Source organism: Sphingorhabdus sp., assembly GCF_046154385.1.
Classification (GTDB): Bacteria; Pseudomonadota; Alphaproteobacteria; order Sphingomonadales; family Sphingomonadaceae; genus Sphingorhabdus_B.
The window spans coordinates 131,945-147,583 of the sequence record NZ_JBJXFW010000008.1 but is presented as its reverse complement, the minus strand read 5'-3'; the positions used below and the strand labels follow the sequence as shown (position 1 = coordinate 147,583).

General features: G+C 53.1%; 16 protein-coding genes. 11 read left to right on the top strand and 5 right to left on the bottom strand.

The features are described from left to right. Positions 1-2 precede the first annotated feature (2 nt). A complete protein-coding gene (sdhC, locus tag ACKVOS_RS02275; RefSeq protein ID WP_409210397.1) occupies positions 3-443 on the bottom strand; it encodes a succinate dehydrogenase, cytochrome b556 subunit in 441 nt (146 codons plus the stop codon). A gap of 209 nt (positions 444-652) precedes the next feature. Here sdhC and ACKVOS_RS02270 point away from each other — a divergent pair, with 209 nt between their 5' ends. The 6 genes from ACKVOS_RS02270 to ACKVOS_RS02245 all read left to right on the top strand — a co-directional run bounded on the left by ACKVOS_RS02270 (position 653) and on the right by ACKVOS_RS02245 (position 5,680). After that, positions 653-1,990, top strand: a complete 1,338-nt coding sequence (locus ACKVOS_RS02270; RefSeq protein WP_409210396.1) for a methyl-accepting chemotaxis protein — start codon at positions 653-655, stop codon at positions 1,988-1,990. 42 nt (positions 1,991-2,032) lie between these two features. Next, positions 2,033-2,725, top strand: a complete 693-nt coding sequence (locus ACKVOS_RS02265) for an SDR family NAD(P)-dependent oxidoreductase (protein ID WP_409210395.1) — start codon at positions 2,033-2,035, stop codon at positions 2,723-2,725. Beyond that, entirely contained in the window at positions 2,715-3,695 is a 981-nt protein-coding gene (locus ACKVOS_RS02260) for a 50S ribosomal protein L11 methyltransferase (RefSeq protein WP_409210394.1), read from the top strand. Before ACKVOS_RS02265 ends, ACKVOS_RS02260 begins: the two co-directional genes overlap by 11 nt. After that, positions 3,625-4,329: a sigma-70 family RNA polymerase sigma factor gene (locus tag ACKVOS_RS02255; protein ID WP_409210393.1), complete on the top strand. Its 705-nt coding sequence runs from the start codon at positions 3,625-3,627 to the stop codon at positions 4,327-4,329. The genes ACKVOS_RS02260 and ACKVOS_RS02255 overlap by 71 nt, the downstream gene beginning before the upstream one ends. Continuing rightward, complete coding sequence (locus ACKVOS_RS02250) at positions 4,326-5,012, top strand: anti-sigma factor domain-containing protein (RefSeq protein ID WP_409210392.1); 687 nt, start codon at positions 4,326-4,328, stop codon at positions 5,010-5,012. Before ACKVOS_RS02255 ends, ACKVOS_RS02250 begins: the two co-directional genes overlap by 4 nt. Before the next feature lie 98 nt (positions 5,013-5,110). Further along, entirely contained in the window at positions 5,111-5,680 is a 570-nt protein-coding gene (locus tag ACKVOS_RS02245; protein WP_409210391.1) for a fasciclin domain-containing protein, read from the top strand. 41 nt (positions 5,681-5,721) lie between these two features. Here the strand turns inward: ACKVOS_RS02245 and phhA are convergent, their stop codons facing one another. The 3 genes from phhA to tpiA form a co-directional block, all read right to left on the bottom strand. Beyond that, on the bottom strand, positions 5,722-6,591 hold the full coding sequence (gene phhA, locus ACKVOS_RS02240) for a phenylalanine 4-monooxygenase (RefSeq protein WP_409210390.1): 870 nt from the start codon (positions 6,589-6,591) through the stop codon (positions 5,722-5,724). A 66-nt stretch (positions 6,592-6,657) separates the two neighbouring features. Further along, positions 6,658-7,032 (bottom strand): preprotein translocase subunit SecG, encoded by a 375-nt coding sequence (gene secG, locus ACKVOS_RS02235; protein ID WP_409210389.1) that lies wholly within the window; start codon positions 7,030-7,032, stop codon positions 6,658-6,660. A 114-nt stretch (positions 7,033-7,146) separates the two neighbouring features. Then, positions 7,147-7,881, bottom strand: a complete 735-nt coding sequence (tpiA, locus tag ACKVOS_RS02230; RefSeq protein ID WP_409210388.1) for a triose-phosphate isomerase — start codon at positions 7,879-7,881, stop codon at positions 7,147-7,149. Positions 7,882-8,027: 146 nt separating this feature from the next. Between tpiA and ACKVOS_RS02225 the strand changes: the two genes are divergently transcribed. The 5 genes from ACKVOS_RS02225 to trpC are packed head-to-tail and all read left to right on the top strand — an operon-like array spanning position 8,028 to position 13,776. Further along, positions 8,028-9,968: a SurA N-terminal domain-containing protein gene (locus tag ACKVOS_RS02225; protein ID WP_409210387.1), complete on the top strand. Its 1,941-nt coding sequence runs from the start codon at positions 8,028-8,030 to the stop codon at positions 9,966-9,968. Continuing rightward, entirely contained in the window at positions 9,955-11,430 is a 1,476-nt protein-coding gene (gene trpE, locus ACKVOS_RS02220) for an anthranilate synthase component I (RefSeq protein ID WP_409210386.1), read from the top strand. The genes ACKVOS_RS02225 and trpE overlap by 14 nt, the downstream gene beginning before the upstream one ends. Further along, entirely contained in the window at positions 11,427-12,011 is a 585-nt protein-coding gene (locus ACKVOS_RS02215; RefSeq protein ID WP_409210385.1) for an anthranilate synthase component II, read from the top strand. Before trpE ends, ACKVOS_RS02215 begins: the two co-directional genes overlap by 4 nt. Then, on the top strand, positions 12,008-12,985 hold the full coding sequence (gene trpD, locus ACKVOS_RS02210) for an anthranilate phosphoribosyltransferase (RefSeq protein ID WP_409210384.1): 978 nt from the start codon (positions 12,008-12,010) through the stop codon (positions 12,983-12,985). Before ACKVOS_RS02215 ends, trpD begins: the two co-directional genes overlap by 4 nt. Continuing rightward, positions 12,985-13,776: an indole-3-glycerol phosphate synthase TrpC gene (gene trpC / locus ACKVOS_RS02205; RefSeq protein WP_409210383.1), complete on the top strand. Its 792-nt coding sequence runs from the start codon at positions 12,985-12,987 to the stop codon at positions 13,774-13,776. Before trpD ends, trpC begins: the two co-directional genes overlap by 1 nt. Here the strand turns inward: trpC and leuA are convergent. Continuing rightward, positions 13,773-15,443 (bottom strand): 2-isopropylmalate synthase, encoded by a 1,671-nt coding sequence (leuA, locus tag ACKVOS_RS02200; protein WP_409210382.1) that lies wholly within the window; start codon positions 15,441-15,443, stop codon positions 13,773-13,775. The genes trpC and leuA overlap by 4 nt on opposite strands. Positions 15,444-15,639 lie beyond the last annotated feature (196 nt).

Genomic DNA, 15,639 nt, shown 5'->3' with positions numbered 1-15,639 from the left:
ATTCAAACTCCGATAACGCGTGATGCCACGACCAGTGCAACCAATGCAGTTGCAAAAAACGCTGCTGCAAATGCAGCCAACGCCCAAGTCCGGTTGGACTTCAGTTCATAACCGGCCCCCATATCAAGAACGAAATGGCGCAACCCAGAAAATAAATGTTGAAAGAAACTGAACGTCACCGCGAGGGCAACCAATCTGAAAAACCAGTTGCTCGCAGTCTGGAACGTTGTCGCCCCTTCGCCTGCATTGACAACATATTCCTGGAAAATGGCATAGCTTTCTTCGCCACCACCAATCGCCGAAAGCCACCACAACAATGTGACCATGCCCGCAGTAGCAAGAATGAAACCGGTGGCGCGATGAAAGATGGAAATCGCCATTTGTGGCGACCAGCGATAGACTTGCAAATGCGGCGACAATGGCCGTGTCGATTTTTGCCCCATGACTTGCTGTCCTTCAGATAGCTAGGATTGATCCCATATTCACGATTATGTGTCGCTCTTTAATGTTTTAGTAGCTGTGCGCAAGGCCTCTGACACCACTATTCTTCTTTGTGATAGACAGGAATACATAACCCGCCGTTAACCATTTCGGGTGTATTAAAGCCCATAGGCCAGCAATATTTGGCAAAGTGTGGATATGGAGCGAATGAATGGACCAAAATAATTCCGGGCATCGACTGGACATCGAAGCCATAATTGCTCCGTATGATCAGGATGGTTGCCTGTCCGACAATTGCAAAAAATTGTCTGATATATTTGACGGGCGTTATTCGGAACTTAGCGATGACTATTGGTCATACTGGAAAAATTCGCCCGTCTTTGGCCCTCACCTGGTTGGTGAAGCTTATGACAAGTCTCGCGATTTGTTATCGACTTACATGGAAATGCGAATTACGCGCTTTGCGGAACGTAAGTGGCTGAATATCAGCAAGGCGCTGATTGTAGACTCTTTTGAAAAAGGCATTCCACTCGACGCTGTTTTAGCAGCAACAGGAACAGCAAACGCCCGGTCGGTCGGCAAAATCCTTAGCCAGGCCGGACTATCGATCGATGATATCCAGGTTTTTGTGGATACGATGACAAAACTCAACTCAATCGAAATGACCACATTTTCCGTAATTTATCGTGAATATGAACAAAAGCGCTTTTTTGAAGCCAAGGCCGCCAATTCAGCAAATTTCGAAGCGGACATTGGCAATGCTACTTCTGCAATTTCCGAACAAACAAATATGCTGAAATATCAAGCGGCCAATAGCTCGCAAATGGCCCACGGTATGTTGGCAAAAACGTCTGAAGTTGCCGCGGCATCGGAGCAGTCAGCGGTCGCAATGCGCGAAGCCGCACAGACGGCCGCCGGCCTTATTCGCGCGATCGAGGATGCGCGTACCGAAGTGGAAACGGCGTCCGATGTTGCCACCCGTGCGGCGGCTCAGGCGTCGCAAAGCGTCATCGCAACCGATACGTTGTCTGAACAATCGCAATCCATCGATTCCATTCTGGCATTGATCCGGGAAATTGCCGGGCAGACCAATTTACTCGCGCTTAATGCAACCATCGAAGCGGCCCGTGCAGGTGATGCAGGACGCGGATTTGCCGTCGTGGCACAAGAAGTAAAAAGCCTCGCCAATCAAACAGCGCAGGCAACTGATGAAATTGCCCAGAAAATATCGGCCATCCAGAACGCAACGAAAGCATCTGTCGAATCCAACACTGCTATTCGTTCCATTGTCAGCGAAGTGCAACATTCTGCCGAACGCATACGCCATGCAATGGAAGATCAGGCGCAAACCGTAACAATGATTACAGCGTCGGTAGATGAAACGGCACTGGCCGCAGATTTAATGTCCAACACCATTTCAGCCATTCGATCCGACACCGAAAATGTCGTCTCCGAAATTACAGCCCTCGAGCAAGGCTTTAACGAGGTCAATTCCAAATTGACGTCGCTGCGACTGAATGCCAGCAAATTTGCGGGCAGCCTTGGATAAGTATCATTGAGTTATTCGTCCCGTTGTGAAAAAGCAGCGGTCATGAAAATCAAAATTTTAGTGACAGGTGCCTCGCGGGGAATTGGTGCCGCTATCGTCGATGCTTTTAATCCGGATGCATTCGACGTCGTCGGCCTGTCAACGCGGGATGGCGACTTGGCGGACTCTCTGGTGCCATCGCGACTTTGGCACGATGCAATTCAGAGGCTCGGCGGGCATGTTGACGTCTTGATCAACAATGCCGGTGTGTTCGACTCCAACCCGCTTGATTCAGGCGAGAAGGACTGGCTCGAGAGTTGGAACCGGACCATGCAGATCAACCTGACGGCGAGCGCTGCGCTCTGCCGCTTGGCTGTTCTCCAATGGAAAGAAACAAAGCGTCACGGTCGTATTGTCAATATTGCAAGCCGCGCCGCCTATCGCGGGGATAGCCCGGAGCATTGGCATTATGCCGCGTCCAAGGCAGGCATGGTTGCAATGACAAAAACCATTGCGCGTGGCTACGCTTCCGACGGAATTCTGGCCTTTGCAATCTGCCCGGGCTTTACCATGACCGGAATGGCAGAAGACTATTTGGCTAGTCGTGGCGGCGAAAAGCTTTTGGCGGATATTCCCCTTGGAAAAGTCGCCGACCCCGAAGAAGTCGCGGCCATTGCAAAATTCTGCGCGGTCGATGCCCCGCCATCAATGACCGGAGCGGTTCTTGATGTGAACGGAGCAAGTTATGTCCGGTAATTGGAAGGTTACTCTGCCTTGCACACGGCAAGAAGCCGAAGCGTTGCATGAAGATGACGAATGGCTGGCGTCTTTAGACCCTGTGCCAACTTTAGTTGCCGATGAGGTTGAAGCATTCAACGATGCCAAATGGCGGATAGAGGCTTATTTTCCCGAAGAGCCGAATGCGGATTCCATAGCGATGATACAGTCAAAAATACCGAGCGCCGCTCGTGTAGCGGCAGTAATTTCAAGACTGCCCGACGAAGATTGGGTTGTCTTGAGCCAACAAGGTTTGAAACCCGTGCGCGCAGGGCGTTTCTATGTCCATACCGAAGCGAACAAAGGCCAGATACCGGACGGCACCGTTCCATTTCATATTGAAGCAAGCCGCGCTTTTGGCACCGGTGGTCACGAAACCACCAGCGGATGCCTGGCGATGCTGGATAATCTAAAACGTCAGGGCAAACGGTACGAAATGATCGCCGATATCGGTACAGGCACCGGATTGCTGGCCTTTGCCGCCTGCCATCTGTGGCCCCGCGCCTATCTTACTGCGTCAGATATCGACCCCGTAAGTGTTGACGTAACTGCCGACAATGCGCGATTGAACGGATATCCGCTGGGCGCAAGACAAGGCGAAATTGCTCTGTGCTCTGCGCTCGGAACAGATCACCCCCTTATTCAACAACGCGCGCCCTATGACCTTGTGATTGCCAATATTTTGGCGGGGCCGTTGATCGAACTGGCCCCATCATTTGCACATATTTTGGGAGAAGGTGGAACATTGATGCTCGCCGGATTGCTGGATAGCCAAGCCCCTGCAGTTATCAGCGCGTATAGAAAACTCGGTTTTCGTTTGCAAAGGCGGGAAGTCACCGGTGATTGGCCTTGTCTTACGTTTATCAAACGAACTTGTTATGGCTGGCAACGACCCTTGCGGGCCGATGGCCGAACCAGCCAGCCACCCGGAGATTTTGGAACATGGTAAGATATTGGCCAATTGCATCGCACCCTTCGATCGGTCATATCGTCGGGTAATGGCAACAGATTCTGTTACGGTAGATTTTGATGCAGCGCGTCGGGCCGCGCTGAGCGACGCACTGTTGCGCACTGGAAAAGGCGACAGATCAGCCTTTGAGACCGTGTATAAAGCCACGTCAGCGAAACTATTTGGGGTTTGCCTTCGTATCTTCTCCGACAGAAATGAAGCGGAAGAAGCATTGCAAGACGCCTTTATCACAATCTGGAACAGAGCGGCAAGTTTCGAAGCCGGCCGTGCAAGCCCGATAAGCTGGCTCGTTACCGTCACCCGTAACCGTGCAATTGACCGCTTGCGTGCCAAAGGAAAAGCCGGACTGGCCTCGCTCGACGAGGCTGCGGAAATTGCAGACCAAACACCTCTGGCCGATGCGCAACTTCTCGCAAAAGGAGAAGATGATCTCCTTCACGGCTGCATTGACGGACTTGATCGTCGTGATGCACATTTCATCCGCAGCGCATTTATCGGCGGGGCGACCTATGCCGATCTTGCCGCGCATGAGGGCGAACCATTGGGCACAATCAAAAGCCGAATACGGCGTGCCTTGATGAAATTACGCACCTGCATGGAAGGGGCGTCATGACTAAGTTACATGAAGATGATATTGCACTGGCAGGCGAATATGTGCTGGGTCTCCTCGATGCAGCATCATCCGCAATGGTCGAAGCACGCATGGCAACCGATTCCAGTTTTGCCGCGGAGATTGAGGCATGGCGATTGCGCCTGCACCCGATGCTGGGCGGTGAAGAAACCCCTTCTGCCCATATATGGCGCGTCATAGAAAGCGCTTTACCCCAGCCAACGGATCAAGATGTCGGCGCTGGTAAATTGCTATTTTGGCGGTCGCTGACGGGCATATCGGTCAGCGCTGCCGCCATATTGGGCATTTTGCTATTACAACGGCCCGACAGCGGACCGATACCAGCGCCCCAAGCTCCTTTAATTGCTGCCTTGGGTAGCGAAACCGGCTCCGCCTCTTTGACCGCAAGTTACGACGCAAGTACCGGTCGTATGATTGTTACGCCCGTTTCGCTCGAAACCGGTAATCTTTATCCAGAGCTCTGGATTATACCTGCGGATGGAACCGCTCGGTCATTGGGCATTGTCGGCAGTAAATCAGCCACCGCCATAATCGTCCCTGCGGATTTGCGACAATATCTCGGTTCAGGCGGCACTTTAGCAATCACCCCTGAACCCGAAGGCGGCGCACCTGGAGGAAAAGCCACGGGTCCTGTCATTGCGAGCGGGAAAATCGCAACTTTATAAAATTATTTTCGTCCGCCTGCATCCGGCCGATCCATGAATTCGTACCTGCTCACAGCACGCCACCCCTGGGACGTGCGCTGAACAGGAAAGTTGAAACCATGAACAAGTCGAACCAATTTATTTTAGCACTCGCCCTCGCCTCGTCGGCCATTGGCGGCACCGCAGCCTTTGCAAATCATCACAAGATGGCCAACCCAACGGTCGGTGGCGCAGCGATGTTCCCTGCAAAAACCATCGCGGAAAATGCTTCGGCAGCCCCGAACCTGACCACACTGGTTGCAGCGGTAAAAGCAGCAGGCCTGGTAGAAACTCTCGCAAGCCCTGGTCCATTTACGGTATTTGCGCCGACAAACACGGCGTTTGAAAAATTGCCAGCCGGCACTGTCGGCACATTGGTAAAACCTGAAAACAAAGCAACCTTGACCAAGATACTGACCTATCATGTTGTATCTGGCAAGCTGACGGCGAGCGATATTATTGCAGCGATCAAATCTGGCGGTGGCAGTGCGTCGTTGACGACAGTGGCCGGTGAGACTTTGACCGCACGTCTGTCGGGCAACAGCGTTGTCATTACCGATGGCAAAGGCGGGCAGTCTGCCGTTACGACGGTCGATGTTATGCAGTCCAACGGCGTAGTTCACGTTATCGATTCAGTCTTGCTGCCTTAAACGGCAGTGACTGCTGGGGCCGGTTGCTTTTCCCCTCCCTTTTAGTGACCGGCCCTTTTTTCATAGGCCTGGGTACCGCGCGTTAAAACGAGGTCACCATCGACTATATCGCCAATCTTAATATCCGGCAGATGTTCGAGCTGTTCATATAACGGCGCAAAATCTGTGCTGACCGTCACTTGCAAAAGATGATGAAGGCTAGGGATCACAAAGTAATTCTGTTGAAAATCGTCTATCCGATATTCGGTCCGCATGACGCGCATCAGGTCAAAATGGACGCGGTTAGGGCTTGGATCATCCAGTGCGAAAATACTTTCGGCATAGCTCGAAACAATACCGGCGCCATAGATGCGCAATCCATCAGGCTGTTGAAGCAGACCGAACTCCACGGTGTACCAATAAAGCCGGGCCAAATGGTCAAGCGCGCCATAGCCTAAAGACCGCAAACCACCTTGGCCATATGCCACCATATAGTCCGCAAAAGCCGGATCTGTGAGCATCGGTACATGCCCGAAAACATCGTGAAATACGTCAGGTTCCTGCAAATAATCGAGTTGATCGAGACTGCGGATGAAATTGCCCGCTGGAAAACGGCGATTGGCGAGATGTTCGAAAAACACTTCATCGGGCACGAGTCCCGGAACAGCGACCACCTGCCACCCTGTCGCTGCCATTAGGCGCTCGTTGAGTTCGCGATAGTCGGGAATGCCCGGCCTTGATAATTTTAGAATATCAAGGCCACGCAAAAATGCGTCGGCAGCGCGTCCGGAAAGCATATCAGACTGCCGTTTAAATAGCTGGTCCCACATCGCGTGTTCGTCGGGGCTAAAAACGTCCCAATTTTGGGGGATTGTCCAATCGGGCTTGGCCCCGTCCGGCGGCGAGTCATACACATTTTGGTATTCAGTCATACCAAAGTGGTTACACTTGAAACCGTTTCTGCACAACACCGTCCATCGGTGGAATGAAGGTGTACCTTATTTGTCGAGGGGTACTTCAGTATTGGGAGCGACTTGCGCCGCTGCGGGAGCAGCTTCTGGCGCTGGTGCGGTTTCGGGCGCTGTCGTTTGCGATGCGGGCAATTCAGTGCGCTCCAGACTCGTGTCGATCTTGCTGGGTCCGCCTTCTCGGGCGGCAACAAATGCCAAAGAAATTGATAGCAGAACAAACATAGACGCCAAAATTGTCGTCAAGCGGGTCATAAAGTCGGCCGCGCCGCGTGCTGACATTAGTCCGGACGGGCTTCCGCCCATGCCCAAGCCGCCACCTTCTGACCGTTGCATCAATATAACACCGACCAAAGCTGCCGAGACAATGGCTTGTACAACGATAAGAAAATGAAAAAGACCCATATAAAATCCACAATTTAAGGGCGATAAAACGCCAGTTCAGCCGCCCACATAGCGATGCCGACCTTAATCTTCAATGCTATTCGCAGGAATAACGTCGTTACTTAGGTCCTGACCCTAAGCTGCGGCGTCGATGATAGGTTCGAATTTAACGGCTCCAAGACTGGCCCCACCAATAAGGCCTCCGTCTACATTTGGTATTGCCAATAATATCGATGCATTTTCGCCGTTCATAGAACCACCATATAAAATGCGGATCGCTTCACCATCAGATCCAAAACGCGAAATTATATGTTTGCGGATTGCAAAATGCATTTCGGCTACATCAGATTCATCAGGTATTCTGCCGGTACCAATGGCCCAGACAGGCTCATATGCAACGCTAAGCCAATCTCCGTCCGCTTCGTCTGGCAAAGAACTCTCCAATTGACCAAGAACAATTTCAATTGCCTTGCCGGCATCACGCTGCGTCAATGTTTCGCCAACACAGACAATAGCTCTCAGTCCCGCGTCGTGCGCCGCCATTGCTTTTGCACAAATATTCGCATCGGTCTCATATTGGTCCGCCCGACGCTCGCTGTGCCCGATTATTGTCAATCTAGCACCCGCGTCAACGAGCATTGGGGCGGAAATGCAACCGGTGTGGGCGCCACTGGCTTGCTGGTGGCAATCCTGACCGCCTATGGCAAATCCGGGAACCAGAGACGCGGCGCGTGCAATTAGTGTTGCGGGCAAGCAAATGGCAATGTCGACCGCAGGATATTGGGTGGCCAAAGCGGCAATTGCAGAAATCTCCTGTAAATCGTTCGACGTGCCGTTCATCTTCCAATTACCGACAATATATTTTCGCATCTAATAAACCCCTAAAACGCCCCATTCCGAATCTGAGAAACGCTATGCCCGTCTTTCGGCCGCGGCTGCAAGTCTATCCCTTGATTGACGATGCCTTGCCGCCTAAAGCGACACCCTAAATATCCCTTATCGAGAAACGCTACTCCATGATTAGTTTCATCCGTTCGCTTATCAATTCAAAAATCGGCGCAGTCGTCGCACTGATGTTTATCGGAATGATCGCGGTCGCCTTTGCGCTTGGTGATGTAAGCGGGTCCGGCAATTTCGGCGGGTTGAGCGGAGGTAACGTCGCGCGTGTTGGTGATCGTAACATTACGCTTGGCGAATTGAATGACGCACTTGAAAACCGTTTGAAGGCAGAACGGCAAGATAACCCTACTCTCGACATGGCTCGCTTTGTTGAAAGTGGTGGCCTTGATTCTACGCTCGAACAACTCATCAACCGCTATGCGCTGGCTGAATTTGGCGAAGAATATGGCGTCGCGGTTAGTGAGAGACTTGTTGGTTCCGAAATACGCAAAATCCCGGGAGCGATGGGGTTAGACGGAAAGTTTAGCGCGGAAGCATTTCGTGCCTTTGCGCAACAAATTGGCATAAGCGAACAGGCTATTCGCGAAGATATCGCGCAAAATCTATTTGCCCAGCAATTGCTGCCAACCGCAGCGAGCGGCCCTATGGCCCCCGATGGCATGATTTTGCCATATGCCTCTTTGGTTTTGGAACAGCGGTCAGGACAGGTTGCATCCTTGCCATCTTCGGCATTTTTCCCTGCTGCACCGCCGAGCGAGCCTGTTTTGGCTAAATATTACAAGGACAATGCTGTAAAATTTACGATCCCTGAAAAGCGGGCCGTAAGCTATGCCATATTTGACAAGACTATTATTGCAGCACGCGCAAAGCCGACATCTGCCGACGTTGCCGCCTATTATAAAGCTAATGCTGCAAAATTTGCTGCATCGCAGTCGCGCAATATAAGCCAGGTCATCGTTCCTACAGAAGCTGCAGCAAAATCTGTCGTTGCTCAAGCAAGTGGCGGCAAGTCTCTGGCCGAAGTCGCAAACGGCCTTGGTCTTTCGGTAACCAGCGTGAACGATGTTACCAAATCGAGCCTCGTCAACAGTGCATCATCCGCCGTTGCCGATGCCGTATTTTCTGCCGCCCAAGGCAGCATTGCAAAACCCGCACGGGGCAAGCTAGGTTGGGCAGTCGTTCGCGTTGATAAAGTCAATCAGGTTGCAGCAAAATCGATTGAACAAGCGCGCGCCGAAATTGAGTCCGAGTTGACCAAGTCGCGCAGCGAAGAAATGCTGACCGAGATGACATCGGAAATCGAGGATGCATTTGCCGACGGCTCAACTATTGCCGATATGGCGAAGCAAAATGGGCTAAAAATCGAAACGTCACCGAAATTATTGGCCAATGGCCGGAATATTGCAAACCCTGCATATAAACCCATCCCGGAAATGCAGGTCATTTTACCAGCTGCGTTTCAACTTGAAACCAACGGCGAAGCGCAATTGATCGAAATTGTTCCCGGCGAACGCTTCGCCATGATTGCAATCGCCGATTTCGAAGAAGCCGCACCTCCGCCGCTTGCCTCTGTCCGTGCAATTGTTCAACAGCAATGGGCGCTAGCCGAGGGCGCCAAAGGCGCGCGCGCCGCCGCAGAACGCATTCGTAAGGCAGTAGACAGCGGCATGGCACTACCTGCCGCTCTAGCAGCGGCCAACATAAACGGGGCGCAGATTGAAGCCATAAATGGAACCCGCGCCGATTTGACACGCCAAGGCCAACCCATCCCGCCCCCTTTGGCCATGATGTTTGCCATGAAAAAAGGCACAGCGAAAACATTACAGGGCGGTGCGGATCGTGGTTGGTATGTTGTTTCTCTGACCGATGTCAAAAAGGGCGATGCCAGTGGGAATGCAGAAATGCTGCGCGCAAGAAAGCTCGAACTTTCGGGACTGATGCAAAACGAATATGGCGCGCAATTGGTTGGAGCCGCTGCAAAAGCCGTAGGGGTGGATAAAAATAGCGATGGCATCGCCGAATTGCGTTCGCGCCTGACCAATCGTGACGGCAACTAATCCGGTCTTGATTTGGCGCAAACGTATCGCGGATACCGAAACACCGGTTTCCGCCGCGCTTAAGCTGTTCGAACCTGAACGCGGCGACTTCATTCTGGAATCAGTTGAAGGCGGAGAAACCCGAGGACGTCACAGCTTGATTGGACTAGCGCCCGATCTTGTTTTCAAGGCGCAAGGTGATCGGGCGGAAATCAACCGGCAATGGGTCCAAAATCGAGAAGCGTTCGAGGCGGAGCCATTGCCGGCTTTAGACGCATTGCGTGCTTTGGCGACCCAGTGCCGAATGGATGTGCCACCTGAATTACCGCCGGCTTTGGCATGTCTGGTGGGCTATTTTGGTTACGAAACCATTGGCCTTGTTGAAAAGCTTCCACGGGCACCACAGTCGGCGCTTGAATTGCCGGATATGCTGTTTGTCAGGCCAACCGTCATACTAGTTTTTGACCGGCTAAAGGACGAAATGTTCCTTGTCTCGCCGGTATGGACAGGCCCAAGTGACGTCGACGCAATCGCACGGGCGAATGAAAGGCTTGACGATGCGGAGCGGCGTTTGAACAGCCACCGTCCGCAATTAAAATCTGATGTCCACAATGGAACCGACTCCGCAACCCATCTCACACCCGTATTGCCCCACGGCCATTATGCCAAGATGGTGGCAAGGGCGAAACAATATATCGATGCGGGGGATATATTTCAGGTCGTTCTGGCACAACGCTTTACGGCGCCTTTTGCGTTACCACCCGTCGATCTCTACCGTGCATTGCGTCGCATAAATCCGTCGCCATTTCTTTATTTTCTCGACCTTCCCGGATTTGCTTTAATCGGTTCGAGCCCCGAAATTCTTGTGCGCGCACGTGGTGGTGAAGTGACTATTCGCCCCATCGCAGGCACGCGGCCGCGGGGTAAGAACAGCATTGAAGATTCAGAAAACCGGTCTTCGCTTTTGTCCGATCCCAAAGAACGTGCCGAACATCTCATGCTATTGGATCTTGGCCGTAATGATGTGGGTCGCGTCACAAAAGGCGGGAGCGTTACCGTCACCGACAGCTACATGGTCGAATTTTACAGCCATGTGATGCACATCGTTTCGAATGTGGTTGGTGAACTGGCCGACGACAAGGATGCTATTGATGCCCTTTTCGCAGGCTTTCCGGCGGGTACGGTTAGCGGGGCGCCAAAAGTCCGGGCGTGCGAAATCATCGCCGAATTGGAGATTGAAACCCGCGGAGCCTATGCAGGAGGCGTTGGTTATTTCTCGCCCAATGGTGACATGGACAGTTGCATCGTCCTGCGCACTGCGGTCGTCAAGGATGGTGTAATGCATGTTCAGGCGGGTGCCGGTATTGTTGCAGATAGCAACCCCGAATATGAACAACGCGAATGCGAAGCCAAGGCGGGCGCGCTGATTGCCGCTGCACGTGAAGCTCTTAGGGTCGCTGATGAAGTCGGGTTTGGACAATGATATTAGTCATCGACAATTATGATAGCTTCACCTGGAACCTCGTCCATTATCTGCTGGAACTTGGCGCAGAAGTCGAAGTCGTGCGCAACGACGATATGTCGGCGGGACAAGCGATGTCTTCGGGGGCAGAAGCTTTTCTGATTTCTCCGGGGCCTAAAACACCCAATGAAGCAGGCGTAAGTCTTGAATTGGTCGCCGCATGTGCCGATGCGGGTAAACCCTTGCTTGGCGTATGTCTCGGCCACCAAACAATAGGCCAGCATTTTGGCGGAACAGTAACACGCGGCGGGTTGATGCATGGAAAAACTTCTCCGGTTACCCATGATGGAACCGGCCTCTATTTAGGTTTGCCGTCACCCTTTATAGCGACACGATATCACAGCCTGATCGTTGAAAATATTCCCGAAAGCCTGATCGTCAACGCAACCGGTGATGACGGTCATGTCATGGGTTTCAGGCACCGGACACTTCCCATACATGGCGTGCAATTTCATCCTGAAAGCATCGCCACCGAACATGGCCATGCAATGTTGGCCAATTTTATGAAAATTGCCGGCATGACGGTAAAAGAACGTCGATGACCGCCCTTCCCGACGTATCCGCACCACTTACCGCGGACCTTGCCGCGACGGCTTTCGCCCGCATTCTTGATGGAGAAGTCGATGCTGACGATATACAGCATTTTCTCACGATCATGTCCCAACGTGAAGAGACAAGCATCGAAATTGCGGCAGCGGTGCGAGAGATGCGGAAGCGGATGATTCCAATCAACGCACCGACCGGCACGATCGATGTATGCGGCACCGGAGGCGATGGCAGTCACAGCCTGAACATTTCGACGGCGGTCGCTATTGTGGTTGCTGCGTGCGAAGTACCAGTCGCCAAACACGGGAATCGCGCTGCGTCATCCAAGGCAGGGGCCGCAGACACGCTTGAAGCACTTGGTCTTAACCTTGACCGCGCCAGCGAAACCGCAGAAGCTACACTTGCCGACCTTGGTATTTGCTTTCTTTTCGCGCAGAAACATCATCCAGCGCTCGGTCCGCTCGCCCCAATCCGCAAAGCCATTGGCAGGCGGACGATCTTTAATCTGACCGGTCCTGCGGCCAATCCCGCTGGTGTTAAGCGACAGTTGATCGGCGTTGCAAACCCAGATTTCCTCCCCGTTTACGCTGGCGCGCTAGAGCTCTTGGGATATGATGACGCGATGCTGGTCGCCGGCGACGAACCGTTGGACGAACTGTCGATTTCGGGTCCAAGCACTATGGTTCGGCTAGGGCAGTCCATGGAACGCATAAACCCCGAAACAGCAGGCCTTCCCCTTCATCATTTCACAAAGTTGAAAGGCGGCGACGCCGGCTTTAACGCCGCAGCCCTCACCCGCTTGCTCGACGGAGAGGCAGGTGCTTATCGCGACGCCGTCCTCCTGAACGCAGCCGCGGCTCTTATGGTTGCAGGTGCTGTGAACGACTGGCAAAGCGGCGTGGAAGAAGCAGGCGAAGCGATTGACAAGGGGTTAGCCAAGGCATTGCTGCGGTGTTGGGTGGAATATTGATGACGGACAAACTCGCGGAAATCTGCGCCACGAAAAGCATCGAGGTTACCTCGCGCAAAATGCAAGGCCTGTCCCATTGGCCAGAGCCATCACCCGTGCGTGGGTTCGAAGCAGCTTTACGTGCCAAAGCGGAATCAGGTTTTGCATTGATTGCAGAAATCAAAAAGGCAAGCCCGTCAAAGGGCCTGATCCGCGCCGATTTCGATCCGCCGGCCCATGCCCGAGCCTATCAGGCAGGCGGCGCGACGAGTCTGTCTATTTTGACCGATGCACCATATTTTCAAGGGCATGAAGATTATCTGGTTGCAGCCCGCGCTGCTTGTGATCTGCCAGTTATCCGGAAAGATTTCATGGTCGACCCGTGGCAATGCGAAGAAGCGCGGGCAATGGGTGCGGACGCGATTTTGATTATCGTCGCTGCACTTGACGACGTTGCGATGATTGAAATCGAAGATGCAGCGCTAAAGCAAGGGCTCGACATACTGGTCGAGGTGCATGACGAGGCCGAAATGGAACGGGTCTTATCGCATCTGAAGTCGAAACTGATTGGTATAAACAATCGAAATTTGAAAAGTTTCGATGTCGATCTTGCAACCACTGAACGGCTTGCCAAATTGGTACCCGCTGATCGACTACTGGTTTGCGAAAGCGGGATTACCTCGCACACCGATTGCCTTAGAATGGCGGATAGTGGTGTGCACACGTTTCTGGTCGGTGAAAGCCTGATGCGGCAGGATGATATCGAGAAAGCAACCCGCCTGCTTTTAACAGGGCACACCCGCTCAGTTTAAGCTCCGTTTGCCGCACTCAAGATGGCACGAACACTGGCGGTGGCAACGTCGCGGCTGATACCGACGCCGTGCAGCACCGGCCCCTCACCCACCCGGCATTCGATATAAGCCGCGGCACGGGCGTCTGTGCCATGGCCGATGGCGTGTTCGCTATAGTCGATAATATCAAGCGGCCCGCCCAGTGCGCTTTCCAGTGCGTTTGCAAGGCTGGAGATCAGGCCATTTCCACGGCCACTGACACTTTGCTCGACACCGTCAATGCGGATTTTACCCGCAAATATGCGCTCGTCTTGTTGCTTCGGGCTTTGGCTTTCCTGAAAATCAATAAGACGGAAGCGACCTTCGCCCTTTAGATGATATCGTTTCTCAAACGCTTCCCAAATATCGGTGCTGGTCAGTTCGCGTCCCGTGCTGTCGGAAAGCTCCTGTACGGTAGACGAGAAATTAGCCTGCATCCGCTTGGGAAGTTTGAGCCCGTGATCCTGTTCCAGCACCCATGCAACGCCGCCCTTGCCGCTTTGCGAGTTGACCCGGATGACCGCTTCATAGCTTTGGCCAAGGTCAGCGGGGTCGATGGGCAGATAGGGCACTTGCCACAGTTCGTCATTCCTCTGCGACTGTGCGGCGAAACCCTTTTTAATGGCATCCTGATGCGAGCCCGAAAAAGCAGTGAACACCAGTTCGCCAGCATAAGGGTGGCGCGGATGGACGGGCAACTGGTTGCAATATTCGACGGTCTTGATGACTTCATCGATATCCGAAAAATCGAGGCCGGGGTTCAGCCCTTGCGTATACATGTTCAGCGCGACGGTGACGAGGTCGACATTGCCCGTTCGTTCGCCATTACCGAAAAGACAGCCTTCGACACGGTCGGCACCGGCAAGCAAGCCCATCTCCGTCGCCGCAACACCCGTGCCGCGGTCATTATGCGTGTGCAGCGAGATGATGACGCGTTCGCGGTTGGGGATATTTCGGCCGAAATATTCGATCTGGTCGGCATAAATATTGGGCATCGCTGCTTCAACAGTCGCGGGCAGGTTGAAGATGATGGGGTGATCCGGTGTCGGCTGTAAGATCTCCATCACTGCGCTGCACACCTCCAGACTGAAATCCAGTTCTGCGGTGGAGAAGGTTTCGGGGCTATATTCGAAATGCCAATCGGTATCGGGCTGTGCCGCGGCATTATCCCGCAGCAGCTTTGCGCCATCGATCGCGATTTGTTTGATTTCGGGCATGGTCATGTTGAACACGATCTGCCGCCACGCGGGCGATACCGCGTTGTAGAGGTGGACAATAGCCGCACGGGCGCCGCGCAGGCTTTCAAAACTGGTGTCGATCAGGTCCTTACGCGACTGGGTCAGCACCTGTACCATCACATCGTCAGGGATTCGGCCCGATTGGACGAGGCCGGAAATGAAATCAAATTCAGTTGCCCCCGCACTAGGAAAGCCAACTTCAATTTCCTTGATACCTACCTTGACCAACAGGTCGAAAAACCGTTGCTTCTTTTCCGCGCCCATCGGATCAATAAGCGCCTGGTTACCATCGCGCAGATCAGTCGACAGCCAGCGCGGGGCTTTTGTGATCATGCGGCTGGGCCATTGCCGGTCGGGTAAATCTACCTGCGGAAAGGGGCGGTATTTTCGGCTCGGGTCGGATAACATCATGATTTGCAACTTCGCTAGAACACGCAAGTCTACGTGCTGTGGGGTTTCTTGGGCTGGCTGTAAACCCTTAGGCGGGTTGTTCCGGGCAAGACCGGACTATCCACACGCCTAAGGGCGTGTAAGTCGTAGAAGAAGCAGGCAAGAGGCAGTCTTTGACATTATGTTGCGGCGATAGCCGTATTACGCAACATTCGTC

Excerpts from the sequence above, each read along its gene's own strand:
- sdhC (WP_409210397.1), bottom strand. The coding sequence starts at position 443 with ATGGGGCAAAAATCGACACGGCCATTGTCGCCGCATTTGCAAGTCTAT.
- ACKVOS_RS02270 (WP_409210396.1), top strand. The coding sequence starts at position 653 with ATGGACCAAAATAATTCCGGGCATCGACTGGACATCGAAGCCATAATT.
- ACKVOS_RS02265 (WP_409210395.1), top strand. The coding sequence starts at position 2,033 with ATGAAAATCAAAATTTTAGTGACAGGTGCCTCGCGGGGAATTGGTGCC.
- ACKVOS_RS02260 (WP_409210394.1), top strand. The coding sequence starts at position 2,715 with ATGTCCGGTAATTGGAAGGTTACTCTGCCTTGCACACGGCAAGAAGCC.
- ACKVOS_RS02255 (WP_409210393.1), top strand. The coding sequence starts at position 3,625 with ATGGCTGGCAACGACCCTTGCGGGCCGATGGCCGAACCAGCCAGCCAC.
- ACKVOS_RS02250 (WP_409210392.1), top strand. The coding sequence starts at position 4,326 with ATGACTAAGTTACATGAAGATGATATTGCACTGGCAGGCGAATATGTG.
- ACKVOS_RS02245 (WP_409210391.1), top strand. The coding sequence starts at position 5,111 with ATGAACAAGTCGAACCAATTTATTTTAGCACTCGCCCTCGCCTCGTCG.
- phhA (WP_409210390.1), bottom strand. The coding sequence starts at position 6,591 with ATGACTGAATACCAAAATGTGTATGACTCGCCGCCGGACGGGGCCAAG.
- secG (WP_409210389.1), bottom strand. The coding sequence starts at position 7,032 with ATGGGTCTTTTTCATTTTCTTATCGTTGTACAAGCCATTGTCTCGGCA.
- tpiA (WP_409210388.1), bottom strand. The coding sequence starts at position 7,881 with ATGCGAAAATATATTGTCGGTAATTGGAAGATGAACGGCACGTCGAAC.
- ACKVOS_RS02225 (WP_409210387.1), top strand. The coding sequence starts at position 8,028 with ATGATTAGTTTCATCCGTTCGCTTATCAATTCAAAAATCGGCGCAGTC.
- ACKVOS_RS02215 (WP_409210385.1), top strand. The coding sequence starts at position 11,427 with ATGATATTAGTCATCGACAATTATGATAGCTTCACCTGGAACCTCGTC.
- trpD (WP_409210384.1), top strand. The coding sequence starts at position 12,008 with ATGACCGCCCTTCCCGACGTATCCGCACCACTTACCGCGGACCTTGCC.
- trpC (WP_409210383.1), top strand. The coding sequence starts at position 12,985 with ATGACGGACAAACTCGCGGAAATCTGCGCCACGAAAAGCATCGAGGTT.
- leuA (WP_409210382.1), bottom strand. The coding sequence starts at position 15,443 with ATGATGTTATCCGACCCGAGCCGAAAATACCGCCCCTTTCCGCAGGTA.